This window comes from Glutamicibacter sp. (assembly GCF_035257265.1).
Taxonomy (GTDB): Bacteria; Actinomycetota; Actinomycetes; order Actinomycetales; family Micrococcaceae; genus Glutamicibacter.
The window spans coordinates 26,561-49,949 of sequence record NZ_DATEXC010000030.1 but is presented as its reverse complement, the minus strand read 5'-3'; the positions used below and the strand labels follow the sequence as shown (position 1 = coordinate 49,949).

The window sequence follows — 23,389 nt, the reverse complement described above, 5'->3', positions numbered from 1 at the left end:
AAGACGGCCCCGCCCATGCTCGAACTCCACCAGATCAGCCGCTCATTTTCCGGCACCAAGGTGTTGGATGAGGTCAGCTTCGCGGTGCCGCGCGGTGCGCTGACCGGATTTGTCGGCGCCAATGGGGCCGGGAAAACCACCACCATGCGCATCATCATGGGGCTCCTCGCCGCGAATTCCGGCCACGTGTCTCTAGACGGTAAAACATTGTCGGCGCCGACCCGGCCAAGCTTTGGCTACATGCCCGAAGAACGCGGGCTTTATCCCAAACAACCAATCATCGATCAGCTGATTTACCTGGGTCAACTGCACTCCTTATCTCGGGCTACCGCCCGCGAGCGCGCCATGGAGCTGCTCTCCCGCTTCGGATTGGAACACCGCGCCAAGTCAAAACTCGAGTCGCTCTCGCTGGGAAACCAGCAACGTGTCCAGGTGGCCGCCGCGCTGCTGCACGAACCAGACGTGCTAGTGCTCGATGAACCTTTCAGTGGTCTGGACCCACTGGCTGTGGACGCGATGAGCTCGATTCTGGCCGATTACGCGGCCCGCGGCGTCCCGGTGCTCTTCTCTTCACACCAACTAGATCTGCTGGACACCTTGGTTGATCATTTGGTGATTATCCAAGATGGCAAGATCCGCGCCAATGCCTCGGCCGAAGAACTACGTGCGGCTCACACCTCCCGTTACCAACTTTGTTTAGGCGCAGATGCCGGCTGGCTGCGTACCGAATCTGGAGTCGAAGTGATCGACTTGTCAGGTTCCAACGCCCTGGTCAGCTTCGCTACCGTCGCCGATTCCCAACGCGTGCTCACCCACGCACTGTCCCGCGGCAACGTCACAGAATTTGCCGTGCACCGCCCGGCACTGGCAGATATCTATCGGGAGATCATCGCATGAGCACCCAAACTACTCACCCCTGGCTGATCGTCACCCTGCGCGAGGTGGAAACTAAACTGCGCGACAAGGCCTTCATCATTTCCACCCTTGTCACGCTGTTGCTGATTATCGGTTCGATCGCCGTAACCGGATTTCTCGCCACCCGCACCACGCAATTTTCGGTGGCCGCCACCGACCAGGCCAGCCTCACCGTGCTCAACCAAGCAGCTTCCGATGCCGAAGAACAGTTGAAAATCAGCGTCGAACAGTTGCCGCCCAATGATGCCACCGCGCAACTAGATGCCGGTCAGCTTGATGCCACGCTGAGCCAGAGCGCCGCAAATAAATTCATGCTCACCGGATCCGATGAAGTCCCGGCAAAGCTGCAAGGGGCGCTGCGTGACGCCACCGAAAAGGTGCTGACCGCGCAGCTGCTCACTTCGGCCGGCCTGAACACAGACCAGCTGCCGGGCGATAAAGCGCTGGAGATCAGCCAAATGCATGGGGACGCCGAACGATCCTCAATGATCCAGGCCATGGCCTTGCTCTTTTCGTTCTTGTTCTACATGTCCGCAATCATCTTCGGCATGCCTATTGCCAACTCGGTGATCGAAGAAAAACAAAACCGAGTAGTGGAGATCCTTGCCTCAGCGATCAACCTTCGTCAGCTGCTCGCCGGCAAAATCCTGGGGAACGTGATTCTCGCACTCGCCCAATTGCTGCTCTTCCTAGCGGTCGGTCTGCTCGCCGCCTATCTCTCACCAGTCCAGATCCCATTTCTTGGAGTCGTCTCGCAGGTAGCTGGTTGGTTTGTGGTCTTCTTCCTCGGCGGATTCCTGGTGCTCGCAGGCATCTGGGCGACACTCGGTGCACTAGCCAGCCGCACCGAAGACCTCCAGCAATCTTCCGGGCCGGTCATCGGAGTGCTGATGGCGGTGCTCTTCATCGGGATCTATGCCAAGGGCGGCTTCCTGGTGATCGCGTCCTATGTGCCAATAGTTTCCTCCGTGGCGATGCCAATCCGTCTGCTCAGCGGAGAAATCTCGCTGGTCGAACCGATCATCTCGCTCGCAATCACGCTGGCTACCTGCTGGTTCACCATTTTGTTCGCCGAACGCATCTACCGCCGGGCGGTAATGCACACCGGTGGGGCGCTAACCCTGCGCAAGGCGCTCAAGCTGGAGCTCTAAACCGCCAATATAGCTAGTACACAGCCGCGCTGACTACACTTGATTCGGTGACCGAGAACAAACCACGCATGCAGCTTTCAGCACTGTCCATCTTCATCTGGTTCGCGGTGCTCCTAGGATTAGCCGGCAACACGGCGCTAGCCATGACCCATCTGGTCTTAGGTTCGAACGCCCTGGTAGTAGTCAGCCTCTGGGTACTGCGCTGCCTGGTACTGGCCGCTTTGTGGCTGCTGCCGATCACCCGTGCGGCAAAAATCTTCGGCATTGGGATCATCATGCTTAGCCTGCTGCTCGACGTCTTGCTCAAACTCCCGGTACTCGGCACCATTGAATACGGCGACTGGTTCTTCGTCTCTGCCTTGGATCTAACCGGAGCCTATACAGGCTATTTCCACACCCTTGGCCTGATCCTTCCGTTACTCACCCTCACCGGCTGGTTTATTCTTCGCCCACGTCGCCTGGCTGGCTGGATCACCGGCCTGGTGACCGGGCTGGGGCTGGGCTTCCTCACGCTGAACACCGCTCAGGCGGCCGACGGATCGCTGACCACTTTTATGCTCGCCACCATGGCACGCTATATCCTGCCCGCGTGGTTTGCGGTCGCCGCCGATGCGATAGCAGCCCGCTACTCCGGTCCTGAGAAATTGCCTTCGAAGTCCTCACGCTGACCCACGCACCGCTCCATGGGCAACACGGACGGGCATAGTTCTGCCAACGACCTCGGTAATAGCAATTCGTGCGGTGCTCAGAGTAGCGACTACCTGCTTGATGAGAAGAGCTGGCTCGCCCATGGCTAAGACCATCACCGGACTCATCTTGGCCTTCGAGTTAGTCGTAACCCTCACGTTCTAATCCTCGCCTGTATTAATCGCTCCATTACTAGGATTGCTGCTCATCATAATGGCTAACAAAACATCGGTCATGGACGATTTACGCAATACATGATGGCAAAATCTCTACGGAGTAATCGGGCTTATCGCCATCGCAGCGTCCTCAATCCGGCTCGTCACAGCACTAATCGAATAGTGCCAAAATCTGAAACGAGTGAGGTGTCAGCACTGCCTGCAGTGGGATTGCTGACACCTCATTTACGTCAAGCCACCAAGAAAGGACCTGGATGGTGGAGTCTCATACTTGAGCATGTCCCCTACCTCCAAGAAAGCTGACCACCATGGATGACTATCATCCGCGCTCCCGACACCGTGTTTTAGCGATCTGATCAAACCAGGCCAACCGCATCCCCGACAACGTCAGGTTCACCAAAGACGCAGCCACCCTGGCCGCTGCCCCACGCGTGATATGGCTCTTGTCGTCGTTGAACCCCACATCACGAACCCAGTGGACCTAATGCTCGATTCCCCCAATGGTTCACCAGCATCCGGTTAACCACCATTGCATTCTCCCTGCCAGGCGCCAGCGAGGTCACCACGTAAACAGTCTCCCGCCTGATCTTGCCGTTGGCTGTCCGCTGGCTGATACGGGTCAGCTGGCCCACCTGCAATGCCCACTGCCAAGCAATCTTCAACGAGTCGACCGGGGGCCCCAGCTTCAACCCACGGCGCACATACCTGCCGCGTTCCCAGACTTCCATCCTGTCGGCCACCGGGATGTCATCCCAGCCCAGGGCAGCACATTCAGCCTGGAGCGTGGGTTGGTTACCTTTCACGCTTATCACGTACGCGCACCCGTAGGAAATGCAGTTGAATGACTTTATCCAATCAACCTATGAATTGGGTAGACTGTCCGGACTTTGCGGTAACCCTGTCTTCGAGCAGACGAATCACGCACTGACATGTAAGTCTTCGAAAAACCACCTGGTCAGGTAGCGCTCTCGGAACTATTGTCTACAAAGGCAGGAATTAATATGCTGGCGCCTATACTCCTGTACAGAAGGAGGTTCCATGCCGTCTCTAAGCAGCATCCTGACAAAACTCAAGATTCGTCTTGGCTCGAAACATTCACAGGACCTGATGGTTTACGTTGTCTACGGTAAACAACCCAGCCCGTTTCCGGATCTGGAATGCATAGAGCCAATAATTGCGATCGTGGCCAGTGAACGTGAATGCTTTGCGATTCAGGAAAAGTATCTAGACACTAAAATCAGCTGGGAAGCCCGAAAGGTGCAGGGTGCTGAAAGCATAGACCTGGCAGGAGGCTGCGTTTTGTATCTCACGCATACTACTTTGTCATCGTACGATGAGGACGCCGATGGGAATCCAATCTTCGGGATCATGGAGTCTCCACAGCCCACGGCTCTATATTGCAGTCGGGAGACCGCTGAACAAGCAGCACCGGAGCAATACCTGCACATAGTCACCCTCGGTGAAATAAACTTTCGCGGGGTCGGAGAGCTTTTGGAATAAGGATCCGTCACTTTGCGCCAATACCTGAAGCTACCAGACATGATGAGTTACAGGAGATGGTATCCGTTCGAATGCCGCTTCAGGCCAGCTCCATACTGTCTCATTTAACCATCGTTAAGCACCGTGGGCCGGTCCGGCCTCAAGAAGAGGTGCGGACCGGCCCACGGACTGTGCGCTAAAAATCAGCGGTTTGCTAGATCAATTCATCGCTGAGGTGATTCGGCGTACCGAAGCGGTGCGCGGTAATCGACACGGCCTGCTCGTGCAGGAACGGCAGCATTTCCACGCGTCCGGCACCGGTGACCGGCGAGGCGTAGATCGCCACATCCGGCTTGCCATCGGTAGCCTCGGCCAGAGCCTTCACCGAACCACCGATCAAACGGATTCGTGACGAAGAAGCCGGTCCGGTCTTCGCGGCCAGGCGAGCAGCCCGGGCGGCGAAAGCTTCCGCATCCTCATCAACCACGATCACCGAGTGTTCGGCGAACAGATTGCGCACCCCGCGAGGCAGTTCCAGCTCGCTGGAAAGCAGCACACGGGATCCTGCGGTGACCCCGGCAGCGACCACACGCAGCGCCTCGGCCACACCGTGTTCACTGGTTGCGGCCTCGAAGCGTACGGTGACGTCTACCGGCTTGTAGCGGAAGATATTGCGTTCCGAGACCAGACCCGAGCGGTCCTTAGCCTGGTTGAATTCCTGATTCCACCACAGCTTGTCGCTACCCAGCGCACCGCGCAGCCACGCCGCGTCGGTTTCGGATAGCTCCGCTGCATTCAGCAGCCGTTCGTCAAAGACGGACAGTGCGGCGGTTTCGCGCACCGGTGCGTCAACCCAGCTGCCCATGCCGACCAGGTAGTTCGGGCCACCAGCCTTGGTGCCTGCACCAATGGCGGACTTCTTCCAGCCGCCAAATGGCTGGCGCTGCACGATAGCGCCGGTGATGCCACGGTTTACGTAGATGTTTCCGGCCTGGATGTTTTCCATCCAGTAAGCCAACTCATCGCGGTCCAGCGAGTGCAAGCCCGAAGTCAACCCGAAGTCGACCTCGTTGACCAGCTCTACTGCTTCCTCCAGGGTCGGTGCGGTCATCACGCCAAGGATCGGACCGAAGTATTCGGTCAGGTGGTATTCGCTGCCACGCTTGACCCCATAACGCACGCCTGGCGAGTAGAGCTTGCCCGAGTCATCAAGCTGCTTCGGTTCCACAGCCCAACGCTCACCGGCACCGAGGGTGGTCAAACCACGCTTCAGCTTTTCACCTGGCTCATCGATCAATGGGCCCATCTGGGATTCCGGGCTCCATGGGTAACCGACCTTCAGCGACTTCACCGCGTCGATCAGCTGGCTGTTGAAGCGCCGTGAATCTGCCACGGAGCCAACGAGTACTACGAGTGAGGCGGCGGAGCATTTCTGCCCCGCGTGCCCGAAGGCCGAGGCAACCACGTCGCGGGCTGCAAGGTCCAGGTCCGCATGCGGGGTAACGATGATGGCGTTCTTGCCCGAGGTTTCCGCCAGCAGTGGCAGGTCCTTGCGGAAGGAACGGAAGAGTTCTGCGGTTTCGTAGCCACCGGTGAGGATCAAACGATCCAGCCGCTCGTCGGACACAAGCTGGGTACCCAGGTCACGGTTGCCGGCGAACACCAGCTGCAGTACGTCCTTAGGCACTCCGGCGTCCCAGAGGGTCTGCACCAGCACCGAACCGATGCGCGAGGCCAAGGTGGCAGGCTTGATGATCACCGCGGAGCCGGCGGCCAGTGCGGACATGGTCGAACCGGCAGGGATTGCCATGGGGAAGTTCCACGGCGGAGTGACTACCGTCAGCTTCGAAGGCACAAAGGTTGCGCCATCAACGGTGTCCAGTTCCAGTCCACGCTGCGCGTAGTAGTGCGCAAAGTCGATCGCCTCGGAGATTTCCACGTCACCCTGGTCGATGTTCTTTCCGCATTCCGAACCGAGTACCTCCAGCAGCATCGCGCGGCGCTCTTCAAAGAGCAGTCCGGCGCGGTGCAGAATTTCGGCGCGGGCCTGCGCACCCAGGGCCTGCCACTGTGCCGAGGCGTCAACGCCCATGGCGATGGCCTCGTCCATTTCGCTGGCCGAGTGCAGGGTATTGGCCGCAACCAGATCCTTGCCGAGCTTAGAATCCTGCATCTTGGAGAGGATCCCGCGTCCCCAGCTGCGGTTCACGTCAAGATCAGGGTCGGTATCCGGGGTATTGAAGAAGCTGGTGGATCCGTCGGCAAACCCGGCCACGATCCCGGTCAGTGCCGGGTCGGACTCCTGACGGTTTTGTACGCGGTGCGAGGCCGGCACCACATCATGCAGGTTTTCCAGCGAGGCGAGGAAGCGGTTCTTCTCCCGCTCAAAGAGTTCCTCGTTCTTCTCCAGTTCGAAGACCGCGGACATGAAGTTTTCCTGGCTGGCTCCTTCTTCGAGACGGCGGATCAGGTAGGCGATGGCCACGTCGAATTCAGCCGGGTGCACTACCGGGGTGTACAACAATAGTTCGCCGACGTCGCGGCGTACCGCTTCGGCCTGGCCGGTGGCCATGCCCAGCAGCATTTCAAACTCGATGCCGTGCTTGACGTCGCGCGCCTTGGCAAGTAGCCACGCTAATGCGATGTCGAACAGGTTGTGTCCTGCAATGCCGATGCGCACGTTGTCCACGTGGCCCGGGCGCAGCGCGTATTCGAGTACCGACTTGTAGCTGGTGTCGGTGTCCTGCTTGGAATGCCAGGTGGCTAGCGGCCAGCCATGGATGTCCGCCTCCATGATTTCCATGGGCAGGTTAGCGCCCTTAACCACGCGCACCTTAATAGGAGCACCGCCCTGCGCCACACGGGCTGCGGAGAACTCTTGAAGTTCAATCATCGCGCCCAGTGCGTCAGGTAGATAGGCCTGCAAGACGATGCCGGCAGACAGTTCCTTGAACTCTGGCAGTGCCAGGATCTTGGTGAAGACCGCGATGGTCAGCTCCAGGTCCTTGAACTCTTCCATGTCCAGGTTGATGAACTTCTTCTTTGCTGCCATATTTGCCAGCTCGTACAGTGGGCGCAGCTTTTCGACAATGTGCTCCACCGCTTCGTCGAAGGCCCAATGGTTATGCGGGGCGACGGTGGAAGAGACCTTGATCGAGACGTAGTCCACGTCATCGCGGCTCAATAGCTTGGTGGTGCCGTCCAGCCGGCGGGTTGCTTCGCCCTGGCCGAGGATCGCCTCACCGAGCAGGTTGACATTCAGGTTGACGCCGTCGCGCTTGATCTTGGAGATCGCGCCGCCCAGCTTGTGATCCGACGCGTCGATGATCAGGTGTCCCACCATTTCGCGCAGCACACGGCGCGCGATAGGCACAACGATCGATGGCAGTACCGGTGCCATGGTGCCGCCCAGCGCGACTGCCTTGCGCATGTACCAAGGCAGGAAGCCTGGCACCATCGGGGCCAGCTTCTTCAGGTTGCCCGCGGCGACCTTTAGATCTTCAGGGCGGATGACACCATCAACAAACCCGACGGTGAAGTCCAGACCCTTAGGGTCCTTGAGTACTCCGGCCAGCCGGGCTGCGGAGGCATCGATAGGGAAGGTGGAGGCTTCGGTCAGCCAGTGACGGACTAGTTTAATTGTCTCGTCTGCAAGTTCTGCCGGAAGGGTCAGGGGGTTGCCTGCCGAGTCGACCGCCGGTGCGACGGTTCGTGCGGTGGTGATAGAGGATGACATGTTGTGTCGGTCCCTTCGATGCGATGCGTACTTGGATTAAATACACCGAACGCGAATTTCGTGATGGCTGACGAGCTTACGGAATCACCGGATAGTTGGCCGCGAAAATGCTGTGTGCAATTCGAGTATGACCCTAACTTTGCTTAAGCAAAAGTGAACAAAACCGAACGTTTCACTTCGGGTTTGCTAATGTATTGACAGGTGCTTAAATCACCCCTTTTGCACCCTCAAAGTACCGCGTAGAGACCGGAGTTGAACCCATGCTTGAACTGCGAAGATTACGTCTACTCAGGGAGCTAAGTATTCGCGGAACGATAGCCGAGGTGGCGGACGTACTGAGCTACTCTCCTTCCTCGGTTTCCCAGCAATTGAGTCAACTCGAAGAAGAGGCCGGAGTCGAGCTCTTGCGCCGCAATGGACGCAAGCTGGCACTCACCCCACAGGCCCAAGTTCTGGTGGCGCACACCGAAGAATTATTGGGTTCCATGGAACGCGCCGAAGCAGATCTGGCAGCGACCATGTCCAGCGTCTCGGGCACCGTGCGACTGGCAGTATTCCAGACCGCAATGCTCGCGGTCATGCCTCCGGTATTGCGCAAACTTCATGATCTGCACCCACATCTGCGCGTGGAAATGACCCAGCATGAGCCGGAGGAAGCACTGCATGAAACCAGTGCGCGGAACTTTGATCTGGTGATTGCCGAACAGTATCAAGGTCACGCCGCCCCGATCTTTGAGTCCTTAGATCGCCGTCATCTAGCCCATGATCCGATTCGTTTAGCTCTTCCACTGTTCGGCGGCGAGGGCAATACCGATTTTGATCGCGTCACTTCGCTAACCGAGGCAGCCACCCTTCCCTGGGTGATGGAACCCCCGGGAGCCGCGAGTCGCCACTGGGCGGAACAGTCCTGCCGCATGGCCGGTTTTGAACCCGACGTGCGTTACGAAACGGCAGATCTTCAGGCACATGTCACCCTGGTGGAAACCGGCACCGCGGTGGCATTGCTGCCCGATTTGGTCTGGACACAGTTCGAGCGGCAGCTGCGCTTCGTAGATCTAGACAACTCCCCGGTGCGCACTATTTTTACCGCCATGCGCCACTCTTCAGCGCGCTCCCCCTCCATTGCAGCGGTGCGCACCTTGGTGCACGAACAGCTAAAAAATCAGTCCGCCTAAGAAAACTCGATTCTGCTTCTGCCAGGTAGTTCGGTAGTGTTCCTAAGGTCACAAAACGATTACGAGCGAAGTAGGTCACCGAGACAAACAGGAATTTAAGTGCAATAGTGGTGACTCGCACCACAAGATCCGCTGTCTACTCGGGTGACCACTCGCTCCGACGGACAATAAACGGCAATGAGGGAAAATGTCTGACCAGACCTATCAGATCATCGCGATCGTCATCTACATGGGCGCGATGCTCGGCATCGGCTACGTAGCCTTTAGACGAACGAACGACATCGACGACTACATGCTTGCAGGCCGTGGCTTGAAGCCCGGGGTAGCAGCCCTGTCCGCAGGTGCAAGTGACATGTCCGGCTGGCTGCTTATGGGCTTGCCCGGCGCAATCTACCTTGGCGGCATGCACGAGGCTTGGATCGGTATCGGTCTCTTGATCGGCGCCTGGCTGAACTGGAAGTACGTGGCTCCTCGCCTACGTTCCTACACCGCAATCTCGCAGAACGCCATCACCATCCCCAGCTTCTTTGAAAAGCGTCTGAAGGATAATAAGCACCTGCTGCGTATCGGTAGCGCGGTCATCATCTTGGTATTCTTCACCTTCTACGTCTCTTCGGGCATGGTCGCCGCCGGCAAGTTCTTTGATGCCTCCTTCGGCTGGCCTTACCTGAGCGGCATGATCTTCGTAGCGGTCATCACCTTGCTCTACACCCTGTTTGGTGGATTCCTTGGCGCATCGCTGACCGACGTGGCTCAGGGCCTGCTGATGTTCGCCGCACTCATTGCCGTACCTATCGTCGCTGTCATACAGATCGGTGACTTCGAAACTCTGGGCTCGCGCATCACCACGGCAAACCCCGAGGCATTCAACCTGTTCTCCTCGTTCTCCGACAACGCCTGGTGGGTCGCGGTCCTCGCGATCTTCTCCACCGCTGCATGGGGCTTGGGTTACTTCGGTCAGCCGCACATCCTGGTCCGCTTCATGGCGCTGCGTACTCCAGCCGAGGCAAAGACTGCACGTCGCATTGGCGTGGGCTGGATGTTCCTGACCTCCATTGGCGCAATCGCGACCTCGCTGATCGGTATCGCGTACTTTGCGAAGGATCCGCTGAGCGAGACAAACAGCGAAACCGTGTTCTTGCTGCTCAGCCAAGTCTTCTTCCACCCATTCGTCGCTGGTCTAGTGCTCGCGGCCGTGTTGGCAGCAATTATGTCAACGATGTCCTCACAGATGATCGTTTGCTCTTCTGCACTGGTTGAAGACCTCTACAACATCACCGGTCGCAAGGCTTCGCCGAAGGCGCTAGTGATGCTCGGACGCACCGGCGTGCTGGTCATCGCGGTCGTCGCAGCACTGCTGGCACTGAACCCGAACTCCTCGATCCTGGACCTGGTGGCTTTCGCTTGGGCCGGCTTCGGCGGCGCCTTCGGTCCCATCGTGCTACTGGCCCTGTACTGGCGTAAACTCACCGCGATTGGTGCCTTCGCCGGCATGATCACCGGTGCAGCCGTTGTCTTCATCTGGGGCAATATCGATGTGTTGTCCAGCAACATGTACGAAATTGTGCCAGGCTTCTTGGTCTGCCTCGTGGTTGCATGGCTCGTCTCGCGTGCAACGTTCAAACCAAGCACTGAAATCGAGGCTGAATTCACCTCGATGGAAGAAGAGGTTGGCGCGAAGGTCACCGCCTAAGGCGTACCGCGCTATAAACGCTCAAGTTACCGGCGTTGTGCAAAGCTTCATCGCTTCGCACAACGCCGGTTTCTGCGTTTAACCGCCTCCACGCCGGTGCACCACGCTCACCCAGAGCGCAATCGGCGCGTAGCGGGTGCCGGTGGCACCCGGTGCACAGTAACCTAGAGGTGTCCGAAGTTTCGTTTCACCTCGAAGGATGATCCAGCCATGGCGCAGACGCTCACTAAGTTCACTCGCTGGCAGCGCACCGAATCGCAATACCTCGCCGCAGATCCCGAGGCCGTGTATTCGATCGTCGGCAACCTGTCGCAGACCGGCAGCTGGATGAAGAGCTTCGACGGTTTTGTGGTGCACGATGACCAGCGCGGAGTAGGTACCAAGGTTGATCTTTTGGCCCCGGGAAAAATCTTTGGCCCGCTGCATCAAAAGACCGCGCCGGCAGGCTCGATCACCCGGCGCAATCCGGCTCAGCGCCTGGTCGAGTTCACCCAGCCGCAGCCCGGTGGCGAAATGGTATTGCGCTGGCAGGTAGATGCCGCCGGTACCGGAGCGATCCTGCGCTTCACCGTGATCCTGCGCGGTCCAGGCACCGCCGCCTTCAAATTCAGCGTCGCCAACACCCTCTGCGAGGACTTTGCACTAGCCTGCGCCAGACTCTTCAAGGTCATTCCTTCGGGAGCGCACCGCACCGTTCCGGTGCGGGTGGTGATCTCCGGCGGACGTGGGTTCCTCGGACGCAATCTGGTGGCCGAGCTGGTCTGCCGCGGGTTGTCCGTGGCCGTGCTCACCCGGCATATTGAAGCGGACTTCCCCGCTGACCAGTACCCGTGGGACGGACTGCACCAAGGCGCGTGGACCAGTGCATTGAGCCACGCCAAATTCCCGGTGCACCTGATCAATTTGGCCGGCGAGCGCGTGGACAAGCGCAACACCGACGAAAATATCGCAAAGCTCACCGCCTCCCGGGTGCGCACCACACAGACTCTGGCCGAGGCCGCCGCCGGACTGGGCACCGCCTTGGCCAGCTGGATCCAGTCCAGCACCACCGCGATCTTCGGCGATGGCGGTGAAGCAGAATTTACCGAAGACAGTCCGCTGCCTACCGGTGAGCGGGCACTTGCGGAAATGACCGGGGTTGCCTCCGCCTGGGAGCAGGCCTTCTATGATGCGAAGGTCAACGCCGACCGTAGCTATGTGCTGCGCAGCGCGCTGGTGATGCATCCCGATGCGCCGCTGCTCAAGCCGCTGACCGCGCTGGTGCACACCGGTCTGGGTGGGCCAATGGGTGATGGCAGGCAGTGGTTCAGCTGGATTGGTCTGGAAGATTGGCTGCATTTGGTGCGGATCCTGCTTGGCTTAGAAGGCACTTCGCTGCCCGTGGGCTTGATCCATGCGGCGCATCCGGTGCCTTTGCGCAACTCCGAGGTGATGGCTGCGCTGCGTTCAACCGCCGGGTTGCCAGGGCTTCCTACCGGCACGCTATTGCCCAAGCTTGGCGCGGCGGTGCTCGGCTCCAATGCCCGCGTGGCATTGACCGGACGCAAGGTCACCTCCCGGGTGCTGGCCGATGCCGGATTCGAGTTCAGCCAAAACGACTTTGCGGCCACGCTAAACGGCGAATAATTTCCCGCCGCGTTTGCGTGCCGAAAGCACCATCGCGGTCTTCAGCTGCACCATCTCACCCCACGGGGTGTCGGAAATGAATCGGTACAGGTCCTTTTGGGTGCGCACGGTGACATCAACGATGAGCTGTGCGTCCCCCGCCACCGCGGCGGCGTAGCGCACCTCGGGCAGCAGCCGCAGCCGCTGGCCGAGCTGCTCAACGCTGTGCGGGGAGGTCTGCACCCAGAGCAGTGCCTCCACCGGGTAGCCCAGCAGCGCCGGTTCCACCAGCGTGCGGATGGAGATATGCTCGCCGCGCAGCAGCCAGTCCACCCGGCGGGCCACCGATGATTCACTCATCTTCACCTGCCGGGAGATCATGTCCACCGAGGCCCGGCCGTCCTTGCGCAGCACCTCGATGATCAGCTTGTCATTCTCGGTCAGCCCGCCGGCCGGGGTCCATTCGGTCAGCTCCCCGCCGCTGGCCGGCCGCAACGCGCGCTCCGCCGCTTCTGGCAGCGGCTCGGCACGCCAGGCGCGGATGGTTTTGAAGTATTTCAGGATCGGATAGACCGCTAGCGCATTAATACCCGGGGTTGCCGGCAACTGCATGGTGAGAATCTCGGCCAGATCCCCGTCGTAGTGCAGCTCGGTGACCACATCACTTTGCCCGGTGACCATATAGCTGAAGCTGGTGTCCCCGCGTTGCGCCAATGCCTCGCAGGCCACCCGCACGGTACCCGGCGCGCAGGTAAAGGCCGCGACCAATGAGCCGGTGCGGTGCTGGATTGCCGCCACTGAAATTCTTCCGCTGGCCAGCAGCCCCTGCCCGTAGCGTGCCACGGTGCGTTCGGGCTCGCCGAAAACCTGGGCGATCTTGCGCCAGATAGCGCGCCCATCGGCTTGCAGCGCGATCACTATTTTCCGTTCAAGCTCGTTGAACTCGTCTTTTTGCTCCATGGGGTGCTCCTGTGGGGTGCTGGCCGGCGGCCATCGGTATTTTCCGGCTCGGCGTTTGCCTAGGTTGGCCACTGAGGACCCGGTCTTTTCTGACGATTTTCCGTCTTTTTTCCCATCGTCTGACCATGTTTTGGTGGAAAACGACAGAATACTGGCAACTTGTGCCAATTATTGTCGATATCGCCGCTGAGCACCATCGTTATAGGTAGAAGCGATGCACATCACATCGCACCATCTGCAACCTACCTTCAGGAGTCCACCGTGCAGCCACCACTTATCCTGGCCGCTGGCGATCCCAGTTCAACCGACATCTGGGCCATCGCTAACACCCCCTTCCTGTGGTTCTGCGCCTTGGGCGTGTTCGCAGTCATCTTCATCCAGACGATCCTCTATGCGCGAGCCGCAAAGGTTGCCGCGCCGCACGTGAATATGCCGGCACGCGAGCTGAAGGAATCCTTCCGCGCCGGGGCCGTCGCCTCCATCGGCCCCTCACTGGCGGTCGTCTTCGTCGCCATCGCATTGCTGGCACTCTTTGGCACCCCAGCGGTGCTGGTCCGTATCGGACTGATCGGCTCGGTCTCGGCAGAAACCGGCTCTGCGAATATCGCTGCAGTGTCCATGGGCGCCACCCTCGGCGGAGCCGACTACACCCAGCAGGTCTTCGCCGTCGCTTTGGTGGCGATGAGCCTGTCCGGAGCAATGTGGATGCTCTCCACGCTGATTTTGACCCCGATCATGAAAAAGGGCGGCAAGTCGCTCGCCAAGCGCAACCCCGCGGTGATGGCGCTGATCCCTACCGCCGCGCTGCTTGGAGCATTCTCCGCACTGACCATCGCAGAGCTGCCGAAGTCATCGATCCACATGATTCTCGTGGCGGTCTCCGCGGCAAGCATGGGCCTATGCCTGCTGCTGGCCAAGGTTTTGCACGCGAAATGGTTGAAGGAATGGGCGCTGGGCATCTCCATCGCCATTGCCATCACCGCCGGCTACTTCCTGCACACCGCAGCCTAAGACCAGGAGCAGAACCCCATGAGCACTCCAACCATTAATCTGACAAGCGCCGACGCCTCGATGGCGCGCTTTGAAAAGCAGACCACCCGCTACGGCTCACTGACCATGACCGCGGGGCTGATCTTTTCGCTGCTCGGCCCGATCTATCTGGTCTTCTTCTCCGGCCTGCAGATTGCCCCCTCGATGATCTGGGTGGCGTTCCTCGCCGTCGCGGCAACCTTTGGGGTGCTGTGGATCGTAGAGCCGGTAACCTACTTCCCGATTCTGGGTTCCGCGGCGATGTACCAAGCATTTATGATCGGCAATATTTCCAACAAGCTACTGCCAGCTGCCATCGTGGCGCAGTCCTCGATTGGAGCGAAGCCCGGAACCAAGCGCGGGGATCTCGCCGCGGTGATGGCTATCTGTGGTGCCGCCACGGTGCACCTGACCAGTCTGCTGCTATTTGTCGGTGTACTTGGCACCTGGCTGGTTTCCCAGGTTCCCGCCGAGGTCATCGACGTAGCCCGGCTTTACATCCTGCCCTCGCTGATGGGTGCGGTGCTCGTGCAGTCGATCGTCGCGATGAAGTCGCTGCGTCCCACCATCATCGCTATCGTGCTGGCGCTGCTGATGAACTTCGTGGTGTTGCCGGCCGCCCCGGCGGTGGCAATGTTTGCTACCGCGCTGGTGGTCATCGCCTCGATCCTGGTTTCCTGGGTGCTGCGTGACCGCAAAGCATTGGTTGCCACCACCGAAGACTAGACCAGAGTACTTTCCCCCGGAACATTTACCCCTCAAGATAAAGGACATCATGCTGAGCACCGCGCTGATCGAGGACGAAACCCGCACGCTGCACAAAAACTATCTGCACCTGCACGCGCACCCCGAACTATCGATGGCCGAACATGCCACGGCTTCATACATTCAGGAACGACTGAACGAGCTGGGCATCGAGAACTTCATTTGCGGTGGCACCGGAGTGGTGGGCATCCAGCGCAACGGGGAAGGTCCGGTCATCGCCTTCCGCGCAGACTCCGATGGCCTGCCAATCAAGGAAGACACCGGCGCGGCCTACGCCTCGGTGGACACCGGAGTGCTGGCCGACGGCACCGAGGTGCCGGTAATGCACGGTTGCGGCCATGACACCCACGTAGCCTCCGCGCTTGGCGCCGCACAGGTGCTGGCCAGAAGTACCGGGAACTGGTCCGGCACGGTGCTGTGGATCTTCCAGCCCGGAGAGGAAACTGCCGCCGGGGCGCGCGCCATGCTCGCCGACGGATTGTGGGATAAAGTTCCACACCCGCAGGTAGTCCTCGGCCAGCATGTCTTTCCGTTCCAGACCGGGTCCATCGCGGTCACCGAGGGCAGCGCGATGGCGTTAGCCGACTCCCTGAAGGTGACCTTGTACGGCAAGCAGTCCCACGGCTCGCAGCCTCAGGATTCGGTTGACCCGATCGTACTTGGCGCGCATATCATCACGCGTTTGCAAACCATCGTCTCGCGCGAGCTGCATCCGCTGAGCCCGGCGGTAATCACCTGCGGGACGTTCCATGCGGGGCTGAAGGAAAACATCATTCCGGACCGCGCGGAATTCACTCTGAACATCCGCACGCTCACCGAAGAGGTCCGCGCCCAGGTGCTGGCCGCGGTCAACCGCATCATCAATGCCGAAGCGGTGGCAGCTAACGCGCAAGCCCCGCTCATTGAGGAACTCTACAATTTTCCACGGCTCTACAATGATCCCGAACAAACTCAATCGGTAGCCGCGGCCTTCGGCCAGGAATTCGGGGCGGGCCAGGTTCGCTTCGCTCCGCCGGCCATGGGTTCGGAAGACTTTGGGGCGCTGGCGGACGCGCTGGATGTACCCAACGTGTTTTGGATGTTCGGCGGTTTTGACCTCAGTAATGGTCCTGCCCCGGTCAATCATTCTCCGCACTTCTTGCCCGACTACATTCCGGCGCTGGATACCGGTGTTCGCGCGGCGTTGTCTGCCATCGGATACTACCTCGCATAGAAAAGCTGACTAAGCCTTATGACGTCCAAAATCCTAACGTGTCATCTACTTCACGTTAGGACTTTGGCGCGTCTAAGCTAATGCTCAACGCTAACGCGTCTACAAACTAAATATTCATTCCCGATTAACCTCCCGGCTTCACCCGGCTTACTCGCACCGACAACCATGGAGTGAGTTATCCGGTTCAGATTGTGTCCAACGGCGGGCGCAGAGCATCATCACTTAGGTCTACCAGTTTGAAGGAACGACACCATGGCAAATTTTCTTGAGGCGAGCGAAGGCGCTGCACGACCGCAGATGCCTAAACCCAGCGATCTAGCCAAATTACGTAAGCAGGCAGATGCCGCACAAGCGCAGGAAACTGTGCTCGATGATATGACCGCCAACGTTGCGGTTGATGCCGCGTATAACGATGTTGATCCCGACCTCGAGATTCCACGTGTGGTGAACTTTGGTCGCAAGCTGAAGAATATGAGCGAGGTGCGCCACTTCTTCCGCACCAATTCCACCCCGATTTACTTCGTCGGCGCCACCCCGGTGAATCTTTTGGGTCTTGATCGGTGGGTGCGCAAATTCAGCTACATCAGCTACTACGACGGCTGGGATGGCCACCACCCGCGGGTATTCACCCCGAGCGAGAAGCCGCAAATTGATTTCCAGAGCGCCGAAGAAATCAACAACTGGTTGCTGGAAAATCCCGAGGTACGCGAGTACATCGACACGCATACCGCTCCGGGCGGGCCTCGTCCGAAGATCGCAATGGTGTTCTTCGATGAGGAAACCGAGGCAATCTGTGAAGAACTGGGCTATGACCTGATCCTGCCTTCGGCGGAACTGCGCAACCATTTGGATTCGAAGATTGTCACCACCGAACTGGGCAATGCCGCCGGCGCCCACTCGGTCCCGAACGTCTTGGGCACCGCCGATACTTACTCCGCGCTGCAGAAGCTTTCGCGTGACGCGAAGCTCGGTGACGACCTGGTAGTGCAGACCCCATATGGAGATTCGGGTAAAACCACCTTCTTCATCACGAACGAAGCAGACTGGAACGAACATTCCAAGGACATCATCGGCGAACAGCTCAAGGTGATGAAGCGGATTAACAATCAGCCCGTGGCCGTAGAAGCGGTACTTACCCGTTGCGGCACCGTGGTCGGACCAATCCTTACCGAACTGGCCGGCTACAAGGAACTGACTCCCTACAAGGGTGGTTGGTGCGGTAACGAGATGCACCCGGATGTGGTCACCGACGGCCAGCGTGCGCGCGCTATTGAACTGGTCCGCAAGGTGGGTGCGGGGCTGAAGTCCACCGGCTACCGCGGCTTCTTCGAGGTCGACGTACTGGTAGACACCGATACCGACGAGGTGTACCTGGGCGAATTGAACCCACGCATCTCCGGGGCCAGCGCGATCACGAATGTGACCGCCGGAGCCTACGCGGACGTTCCGCTTTTCCTCTTCCACCTGCTGGAGTACCTGGATGTGGAATTCGAGCTGGACGTGGATGAGATTAATGCGCGCTGGGAGGAGCTGTCCGGGGCCGATGTGTGGAGCCATATGATCATCAAGGAAACTGATGACATCGTGCAGTACATCACCCACGCGCCGCGCACCGGCAAGTACTTCCTGGACTCAAAGGGCAAGTTGCAGTTCTCGCGCAGCGCACTGGACTGGCACCAGCTGCAGAACCATAAGGAAGCGTTCTTCCTGCGCATCTATGGTGTTGAAGACTACCGTTGGAAGGGTGCTGACTTGGGCGTACTTGTAACCAAGTCGAAGCTGCAGTACGAGGGCAAGAAGAAGACCAAGCTGACCATTGACGCGAAGCATTTCATCTCTTCGATCCGTGCACAGTACAAAGGCATCGACGTTCCACCGGCTACCGCGCAGTAGGTTAGTTTGTCAGTCCCGTTCAAGTGCTGGTGGTAGGCTCCAAAAGATAGAGCACACAGCGTTTCTAAGAGAAGAGCGACCACTAGATGTCCAGCGGCCTCACGGTACCCGAGTTAACGATCGCTAACTGGCAGTACCCGGAAAACATCCAGGTATCCTTCCAGAATATCGCCGAGTTCCTGCCGACCACCAAGGTCTCACGCGGCGACGAATCGATCACCAAGCTGCCGTTCACCGAAATGGAGATTGGCGATCTCGAGGTCGCTAAAGGCAGCGCCACGGATCCCTCGTTGACCGTGCGCGGAGTGATCAACTCGACGAACACCGACGGTTTGCTGATCATGCGCAAGGGCAAGGTGATGGTGGAGAAGTACTACAACACCATGACCTCGCTGACCGACCACCTGCTGATGTCGATGAGTAAGACAGTCGTCGGCACGGTGGCAGCAGCGCTGGTGAGTGCGGAAAAGCTCGACGTGGACAAGCTGGTCACCGACTACGTGCCAGCGCTTGAACGCTCCGGCTACGCCGGGGCAACAGTACGCCACCTGCTGGATATGCGTTCGGGAATCCAGTTCTCCGAGGAGTACCTGGATCCCGAGGCCGAGGTACGCATGCTGGAGGAAGCCATTGGCTGGACGCCGCCCAGCGGCGCCATTGGACCCATCGGCATGTATGACTACCTGCTGACGCTGAAGGCTAAAACCTCCCATGGTGGTGCCTTTGAATACCGGTCCTGCGAGACCGACGTGCTCGGCTGGGTGCTGGAGGCTGCCGGTGGGGCGCGCATGCACCAGCTAATCTCCGAATATGTCTGGGCCAAGATCGGTGCGCAGCAGGACCTGGTGATGGGTACCGACCAGTTCGGAACCGGCATGTTCGACGGCGGCTTTAATGCAACCCTGCGCGACCTCGCCCGCTTTGGCCACCTCTACATCAACGACGGGGTCTCGCTCAGTGGACAGCGGGTCTTTGACCCATCCTGGATCACCGATACATTTGACAGCACCGAGGATCAGCTCAAAGCCTTTGCGGACTCCCCAGGCGATAATATGATGCCCGGCGGACGCTACCGCAACCAGATCTGGTTCCCTTACCCGAATTCAAATGTCGCACTGGCCCTTGGCATCCACGGGCAGATGATTTACATGAACCCGGCCACCAAGATGATTGGCGTGAAGCTCTCCAGCTGGCCATATCCGCAGGATGCTTCCAAGCTATTTCCTACGATTCGCGCCTTCGACGCCATCGCCAACCATTTAGCGCAGCAAGACGGCATCTAACTCCTAGAGCTCGTTGCGCCCTTCCAGGTAGGCCCGCAAGACCTGCAGCACCCCATGCTCGGTGTTTGCCGGCGCGGTGAAGTTCGCCGCAGCCGCAACCACCGGGTGCGCGTTGGCCATGGCGAAGGAATAGGTAGCACCCTTGATCATTTCCAAATCATTGGGATAGTCCCCGAAGACCGCGGTTTCATCTTCGGTGACACCGAGTTTGTCCTGCAGTGCCTTCAGCGCCAGCCCCTTGTGCACTCCGTGGTTCATCGCGTCCACCCAGTGGCTTCCAGAAACTACCACCTGCAAGGGGACATCCAGGGCAGTGGCCATCGCCTGCACTTGGCCGGTTGCGACGTTGACCGCCATTTTGATGATTTCATCCTCGACCAGGTCCAGGTCCGCGACAACTTGCACCGCGCGGTAGTACGGGGCGATGGCTGCAAGGAAGACCTCGTCGTCGCGTTCCACGTAGGCGGTACGCCGGCCGCAGAGCACCAGCCCGGCATCCAGCGCCCGCTGCGCGCGGGTCGCTGCAATCACCGAGGTGACCGCTTGCGCGTCGATGATGTTGGAATAGATTTCCTGCTCGCCGTGCATCACCACGGTGCCGTTTTCGGCGATGATCGCGATCTCGCCGAGGGCTGCAAACTGCTCACGCAGGGTAGCGAACTGCCGTCCAGAGGCCGGAACAAAGCTGATCCCCTTGGCCTGAAGCCCCTCAATGACCGCCCAAGCGGCCTCCGGGATTTGGCCTTCCCCGTCCAAGAAGGTGCCGTCCATGTCCACGGCGACGAGTTTGATTTCAGCGTTCGGGTTGATCGTGTGCATTTAAATCCTAGGTGCTTAGGTGCATGGCGCGGTGTGCGGCGCCAAGCACTCCGGCGGCATTGTGGTATTTGGCGGGCACCAGTTTGGCCCGCAGGTTCAACTTCGGCAAGAACTTCTCATGGTCCTCGGAGATGGCCCCGCCGATGATGATCAAGTCTGGGCTGCACAAAAATTCGACCTGCGACAGGTAGCGCTGCAACCGGGTGATGTACTGCTCCCAGCTGAGGTTTTCTTCACGCATGACCCGGGCAGCGGCCTTGCTTTCGGCGTTGAACCCGTCAATTTCCAGATGCCCGAACTCAATGTTGGGGAAAAGTACCCCGTCGCGGAAGAAAGCCGAGCCGATGCCGGTACCCAAGGTGAGCAGCATGGTGCTGCCCAGAATTGGTTCACCATTTCTGGCTCCGGCTCCCGCATAGACCTCGGCCATGCCTGCGGCATCGGCATCGTTGAGGATCGCTACCTGGCGATCCAGTGTTTTGCTCAGCAGCGCCGCGGCGTCCAAGCCGATCCAGGCTTCGTCGATATTAGCCGCCGAATGCACTACTCCGTCGATGACTATCCCCGGAACGGTAATTCCGGCAGGCAGCCCGGCGAGGTCTTCGCCGGTGAGCTCGGCCAAGTCGCGCAGGATCTGCGCCATAACTTCGGCCACGGCATCGGGATGTGCACCTTCCGGGGTGGTCGCTTGCCCAAAGGTGCTCTGCACCAGCTCACCGGAGGTATCAACCAGCCCGTATTTGATCGACGAACCACCCAGGTCCAGTCCGATGGCCGCAAACTGCGCCGGTGTTCCGGCTGACGCCGAATGTTTTGCTGACATCGGTTACTCCCCTGCGTGTGGTTCATGTAGTTGAGCAACTCAAATGAACAAACCAAAAACTATTATAAGGACTCTTTACAATAGCTACTGCTGGCGTATACCGTCAACGCCTACGCCTCTTCGATGCGGTAGTTGGACCACAGCCGCGACAGATACTGCGCACGCGCCCCAAATAAGGCACCGCGCAAAGCCGCGTCCTCGCCTAACTCGCTGACTTCAACAACGCTACTGCTGGATCCCATCCTACTAGCCAGCGCCTGATTAAGGCTGTTCGTAAAAGCCTCGAAATGCGCCAGCGGTCCGCACAGCACCAAACGCTGTGGATCAAAAAATGCCAGTAGATTGCCCAGCACCTCGGCTAAGACCAGCGTAAAGCTATCTACCAACGGATCAACAGGTCCGCCAGCGGCCAGCAGTTTGGCCAATCGCGTGCAGTCCACCTTCGAACTGCCCTCCTCGGTGAGGCCGGCTGCTGCAAGCCGCTGCAGAAAAGTCTGGTGCGCCAGCCGCAAGCCATTGAGCTCGCCGGCGGTGCCGCTGGCCCCGCGATGCACCGTGCCATCGATCACCAGCGCGGTGCCTATCCCCGGACCCACATAGAGCAGCATCATCGATGAGGCAGCCGCCGGTTGATCGTGCCGAGCCTGCGCCACAGCCATCCAGTTCACATCGTTATCCAGCACCGCTGGTGCGCCGGTCAACTCTTGAACCACCGGCACCAGCGAGGCCGAAGAGCCTGGGTAGACCGGTGTAGGCAGCGCGGTGGCGTCCACCCCGACACGGAGCACCGGTGAACTTTGCGACAGCGCCGCGCCAAGCGTGCGCCCTGAGCTGGCGGCAGTGAGCTCTTCAACCATGCTCCCTGCCAGTTGTTGCACCTGAGCGGCGCTCGCCTCGGCAGGTACCACCCGATGCCCCTGCACGACGATGCACCCGGCAAGGTCGGTGGTGCGCCCGAGCAGCGTACCGGCTTCCAAACTCAACCCGAGCAGGTGCCCGTAGCCCTGATTGATCCCGTAGCTTTCCGGAGCACGGCCACGGCGCACCGCAGCGTCGGCACCCGGCAATACCTCAACTGGGCTAACCAGCCGATTTTCCTGGAGACGTGAAATACCCTGCGAGGCGGTGGGTTTAGACAACCCCAACGCGGTGGAGATCTGGGTGCGGGTGGCCGGTTGATTTAAGCATAGATAGTCAAAGATCTGCCGGTCGGTCAACGTCGCTAGGGCCTTGGGCCCCGCAGGTGACGCAGGCAGATTCATGAGCCGCTCACCAACCGCCGTCCCAAGGCTTCAAATTGCTTAGCGGTTAATCCGTGAGCCAGCAGATAATCGGCGATTGAACCGTGCCCGGTAATGGCTAGATCCAGGGCGCGCTCCAACCCGGCGATGCTGGTACCAACCATCAGGTTTTGCATTTTCTCTGTCATCGTAATGTCGTGGGCAGCGAGCATCGCACGCATTGATTCAAGCCAAGGACCGGACAGTGCGGCGGTAGACGCGGTGTAATCGGCCAGCACTGCATCACGATCGGCGCCGACTGCCAAGAGCAGCACGGCGATCGCCACCCCGGTGCGATCCTTGCCCGCGGTGCAATGCACTAGCGTGGCTTCGTTCGATCGGGCGACGGCACCGGCGATTTTGGCCCACACATCCCCATGGTTTGCCACCAGGGGAAGGTAGAGCTCATCTAATGACGGCATGGTGCTCGGTACCGCTAGCGCGCCTTCGAGCAAGGGCAATCTGGTGCGTGTGATCGTTTGCAAGGTTTCGGGGAAGCCCGCTAGCCGGCTGGTCTCCACGGTGGAACGCAGATCAAAAATTTGAGTAATATTTTCGGTACCCAACCACCCGGTCAGTGGTTCATCAATAGTGTGCGGCACGGCGCTGCGGTAGAGCAAACCCGAACGGATTCTTCCCCCGGCCGCTGGCAGCCCGCCGGCCTCACGCAGGTTCGGCAGGCTGGAGGGGTAATTCTTCACGGACAT

Annotated in this window: 20 protein-coding genes; 12 read left to right on the top strand and 8 right to left on the bottom strand. The window is 59.3% G+C overall.

Going from position 1 to position 23,389, the window contains the following annotated elements; genetic code table 11:
- Nucleotides 1-15 precede the first annotated feature (15 nt).
- From VJ369_RS07170 to VJ369_RS07160, 3 genes are all read left to right on the top strand, one after another.
- Nucleotides 16-897, top strand: coding sequence for an ATP-binding cassette domain-containing protein (locus VJ369_RS07170; RefSeq protein WP_324091406.1), 882 nt, complete (start codon nt 16-18; stop codon nt 895-897).
- A complete protein-coding gene (locus VJ369_RS07165; RefSeq protein WP_324091405.1) occupies nt 894-2,066 on the top strand; it encodes an ABC transporter permease in 1,173 nt (390 codons plus the stop codon). Before VJ369_RS07170 ends, VJ369_RS07165 begins: the two co-directional genes overlap by 4 nt.
- A 68-nt stretch (nt 2,067-2,134) precedes the next feature.
- On the top strand, nt 2,135-2,734 hold the full coding sequence (locus VJ369_RS07160) for a hypothetical protein (protein WP_324091404.1): 600 nt from the start codon (nt 2,135-2,137) through the stop codon (nt 2,732-2,734).
- Here the strand turns inward: VJ369_RS07160 and VJ369_RS07155 are convergent.
- Together VJ369_RS07155 and VJ369_RS07150 are read right to left on the bottom strand one after the other, a co-directional pair.
- Complete coding sequence (locus VJ369_RS07155; RefSeq protein WP_324091403.1) at nt 2,726-2,911, bottom strand: hypothetical protein; 186 nt, start codon at nt 2,909-2,911, stop codon at nt 2,726-2,728. The two genes, VJ369_RS07160 and VJ369_RS07155, sit on opposite strands and share 9 nt — an antisense overlap.
- A gap of 482 nt (nt 2,912-3,393) precedes the next feature.
- Nucleotides 3,394-3,732, bottom strand: coding sequence for a hypothetical protein (locus VJ369_RS07150; protein ID WP_324091402.1), 339 nt, complete (start codon nt 3,730-3,732; stop codon nt 3,394-3,396).
- Between the two features lie 235 nt (nt 3,733-3,967).
- Between VJ369_RS07150 and VJ369_RS07145 the strand changes: the two genes are divergently transcribed.
- Nucleotides 3,968-4,429 carry a hypothetical protein gene (locus VJ369_RS07145; RefSeq protein ID WP_324091401.1) on the top strand — a complete coding sequence of 154 codons (462 nt, stop codon included), beginning with the start codon at nt 3,968-3,970 and terminating at the stop codon, nt 4,427-4,429.
- Between the two features lie 193 nt (nt 4,430-4,622).
- Here the strand turns inward: VJ369_RS07145 and VJ369_RS07140 are convergent, their stop codons facing one another.
- Nucleotides 4,623-8,144 carry a bifunctional proline dehydrogenase/L-glutamate gamma-semialdehyde dehydrogenase gene (locus VJ369_RS07140; RefSeq protein WP_324091400.1) on the bottom strand — a complete coding sequence of 1,174 codons (3,522 nt, stop codon included), beginning with the start codon at nt 8,142-8,144 and terminating at the stop codon, nt 4,623-4,625.
- 260 nt (nt 8,145-8,404) lie between these two features.
- On the opposite strand from VJ369_RS07140, the gene VJ369_RS07135 reads away from it, so the two are divergent.
- From VJ369_RS07135 to VJ369_RS07125, 3 genes are all read left to right on the top strand, one after another.
- On the top strand, nt 8,405-9,319 hold the full coding sequence (locus VJ369_RS07135) for a LysR substrate-binding domain-containing protein (RefSeq protein ID WP_324091399.1): 915 nt from the start codon (nt 8,405-8,407) through the stop codon (nt 9,317-9,319).
- Nucleotides 9,320-9,506: 187 nt separating this feature from the next.
- A complete protein-coding gene (gene putP, locus VJ369_RS07130; RefSeq protein WP_324091398.1) occupies nt 9,507-11,012 on the top strand; it encodes a sodium/proline symporter PutP in 1,506 nt (501 codons plus the stop codon).
- 210 nt (nt 11,013-11,222) lie between these two features.
- Entirely contained in the window at nt 11,223-12,638 is a 1,416-nt protein-coding gene (locus tag VJ369_RS07125) for an NAD-dependent epimerase/dehydratase family protein (RefSeq protein WP_324091397.1), read from the top strand.
- Here VJ369_RS07125 and VJ369_RS07120 read toward each other — a convergent pair.
- On the bottom strand, nt 12,624-13,577 hold the full coding sequence (locus tag VJ369_RS07120; RefSeq protein WP_324091396.1) for an AsnC family transcriptional regulator: 954 nt from the start codon (nt 13,575-13,577) through the stop codon (nt 12,624-12,626). The genes VJ369_RS07125 and VJ369_RS07120 overlap by 15 nt on opposite strands.
- A gap of 261 nt (nt 13,578-13,838) precedes the next feature.
- Here VJ369_RS07120 and VJ369_RS07115 point away from each other — a divergent pair, with 261 nt between their 5' ends.
- The 5 genes from VJ369_RS07115 (at nt 13,839) to VJ369_RS07095 (ending at nt 19,760) form a co-directional block, all read left to right on the top strand.
- Nucleotides 13,839-14,588: a DUF5058 family protein gene (locus tag VJ369_RS07115; protein ID WP_324091395.1), complete on the top strand. Its 750-nt coding sequence runs from the start codon at nt 13,839-13,841 to the stop codon at nt 14,586-14,588.
- Nucleotides 14,589-14,606: 18 nt separating this feature from the next.
- Nucleotides 14,607-15,332 carry a hypothetical protein gene (locus tag VJ369_RS07110; protein ID WP_324091394.1) on the top strand — a complete coding sequence of 242 codons (726 nt, stop codon included), beginning with the start codon at nt 14,607-14,609 and terminating at the stop codon, nt 15,330-15,332.
- A 49-nt stretch (nt 15,333-15,381) separates the two neighbouring features.
- A complete protein-coding gene (locus VJ369_RS07105) occupies nt 15,382-16,584 on the top strand; it encodes an amidohydrolase (RefSeq protein WP_324091393.1) in 1,203 nt (400 codons plus the stop codon).
- Nucleotides 16,585-16,836: 252 nt separating this feature from the next.
- Nucleotides 16,837-18,477, top strand: a complete 1,641-nt coding sequence (locus VJ369_RS07100) for a biotin carboxylase (RefSeq protein ID WP_324091392.1) — start codon at nt 16,837-16,839, stop codon at nt 18,475-18,477.
- Between the two features lie 86 nt (nt 18,478-18,563).
- A complete protein-coding gene (locus VJ369_RS07095) occupies nt 18,564-19,760 on the top strand; it encodes a serine hydrolase (RefSeq protein ID WP_324091391.1) in 1,197 nt (398 codons plus the stop codon).
- 3 nt (nt 19,761-19,763) lie between these two features.
- Here VJ369_RS07095 and VJ369_RS07090 read toward each other — a convergent pair whose 3' ends face one another.
- From VJ369_RS07090 to VJ369_RS07075, 4 genes are all read right to left on the bottom strand, one after another.
- On the bottom strand, nt 19,764-20,579 hold the full coding sequence (locus VJ369_RS07090; RefSeq protein ID WP_324091390.1) for an HAD family hydrolase: 816 nt from the start codon (nt 20,577-20,579) through the stop codon (nt 19,764-19,766).
- 7 nt (nt 20,580-20,586) lie between these two features.
- Complete coding sequence (gene ppgK / locus VJ369_RS07085) at nt 20,587-21,402, bottom strand: polyphosphate--glucose phosphotransferase (RefSeq protein WP_324091389.1); 816 nt, start codon at nt 21,400-21,402, stop codon at nt 20,587-20,589.
- 110 nt (nt 21,403-21,512) lie between these two features.
- The gene (locus VJ369_RS07080) at nt 21,513-22,664 is read right to left on the bottom strand and encodes an ROK family transcriptional regulator (RefSeq protein WP_324091388.1); all 1,152 of its coding nucleotides are present in this window, start codon (nt 22,662-22,664) and stop codon (nt 21,513-21,515) included.
- Complete coding sequence (locus VJ369_RS07075; protein WP_324091387.1) at nt 22,661-23,383, bottom strand: tyrosine-protein phosphatase; 723 nt, start codon at nt 23,381-23,383, stop codon at nt 22,661-22,663. Before VJ369_RS07075 ends, VJ369_RS07080 begins: the two co-directional genes overlap by 4 nt.
- Between the last annotated feature and the right edge of the window lie 6 nt (nt 23,384-23,389).

Bases quoted from the DNA above. Each gene is read 5' to 3' on its own strand.
- VJ369_RS07170 (WP_324091406.1), top strand. From the start codon at position 16: ATGCTCGAACTCCACCAGATCAGCCGCTCATTTTCCGGCACCAAGGTG.
- VJ369_RS07165 (WP_324091405.1), top strand. From the start codon at position 894: ATGAGCACCCAAACTACTCACCCCTGGCTGATCGTCACCCTGCGCGAG.
- VJ369_RS07160 (WP_324091404.1), top strand. From the start codon at position 2,135: ATGCAGCTTTCAGCACTGTCCATCTTCATCTGGTTCGCGGTGCTCCTA.
- VJ369_RS07145 (WP_324091401.1), top strand. From the start codon at position 3,968: ATGCCGTCTCTAAGCAGCATCCTGACAAAACTCAAGATTCGTCTTGGC.
- VJ369_RS07140 (WP_324091400.1), bottom strand. From the start codon at position 8,144: ATGTCATCCTCTATCACCACCGCACGAACCGTCGCACCGGCGGTCGAC.
- VJ369_RS07135 (WP_324091399.1), top strand. From the start codon at position 8,405: ATGCTTGAACTGCGAAGATTACGTCTACTCAGGGAGCTAAGTATTCGC.
- putP (WP_324091398.1), top strand. From the start codon at position 9,507: ATGTCTGACCAGACCTATCAGATCATCGCGATCGTCATCTACATGGGC.
- VJ369_RS07125 (WP_324091397.1), top strand. From the start codon at position 11,223: ATGGCGCAGACGCTCACTAAGTTCACTCGCTGGCAGCGCACCGAATCG.
- VJ369_RS07120 (WP_324091396.1), bottom strand. From the start codon at position 13,577: ATGGAGCAAAAAGACGAGTTCAACGAGCTTGAACGGAAAATAGTGATC.
- VJ369_RS07110 (WP_324091394.1), top strand. From the start codon at position 14,607: ATGAGCACTCCAACCATTAATCTGACAAGCGCCGACGCCTCGATGGCG.
- VJ369_RS07105 (WP_324091393.1), top strand. From the start codon at position 15,382: ATGCTGAGCACCGCGCTGATCGAGGACGAAACCCGCACGCTGCACAAA.
- VJ369_RS07100 (WP_324091392.1), top strand. From the start codon at position 16,837: ATGGCAAATTTTCTTGAGGCGAGCGAAGGCGCTGCACGACCGCAGATG.
- VJ369_RS07095 (WP_324091391.1), top strand. From the start codon at position 18,564: ATGTCCAGCGGCCTCACGGTACCCGAGTTAACGATCGCTAACTGGCAG.
- VJ369_RS07090 (WP_324091390.1), bottom strand. From the start codon at position 20,579: ATGCACACGATCAACCCGAACGCTGAAATCAAACTCGTCGCCGTGGAC.
- ppgK (WP_324091389.1), bottom strand. From the start codon at position 21,402: ATGTCAGCAAAACATTCGGCGTCAGCCGGAACACCGGCGCAGTTTGCG.
- VJ369_RS07080 (WP_324091388.1), bottom strand. From the start codon at position 22,664: ATGAATCTGCCTGCGTCACCTGCGGGGCCCAAGGCCCTAGCGACGTTG.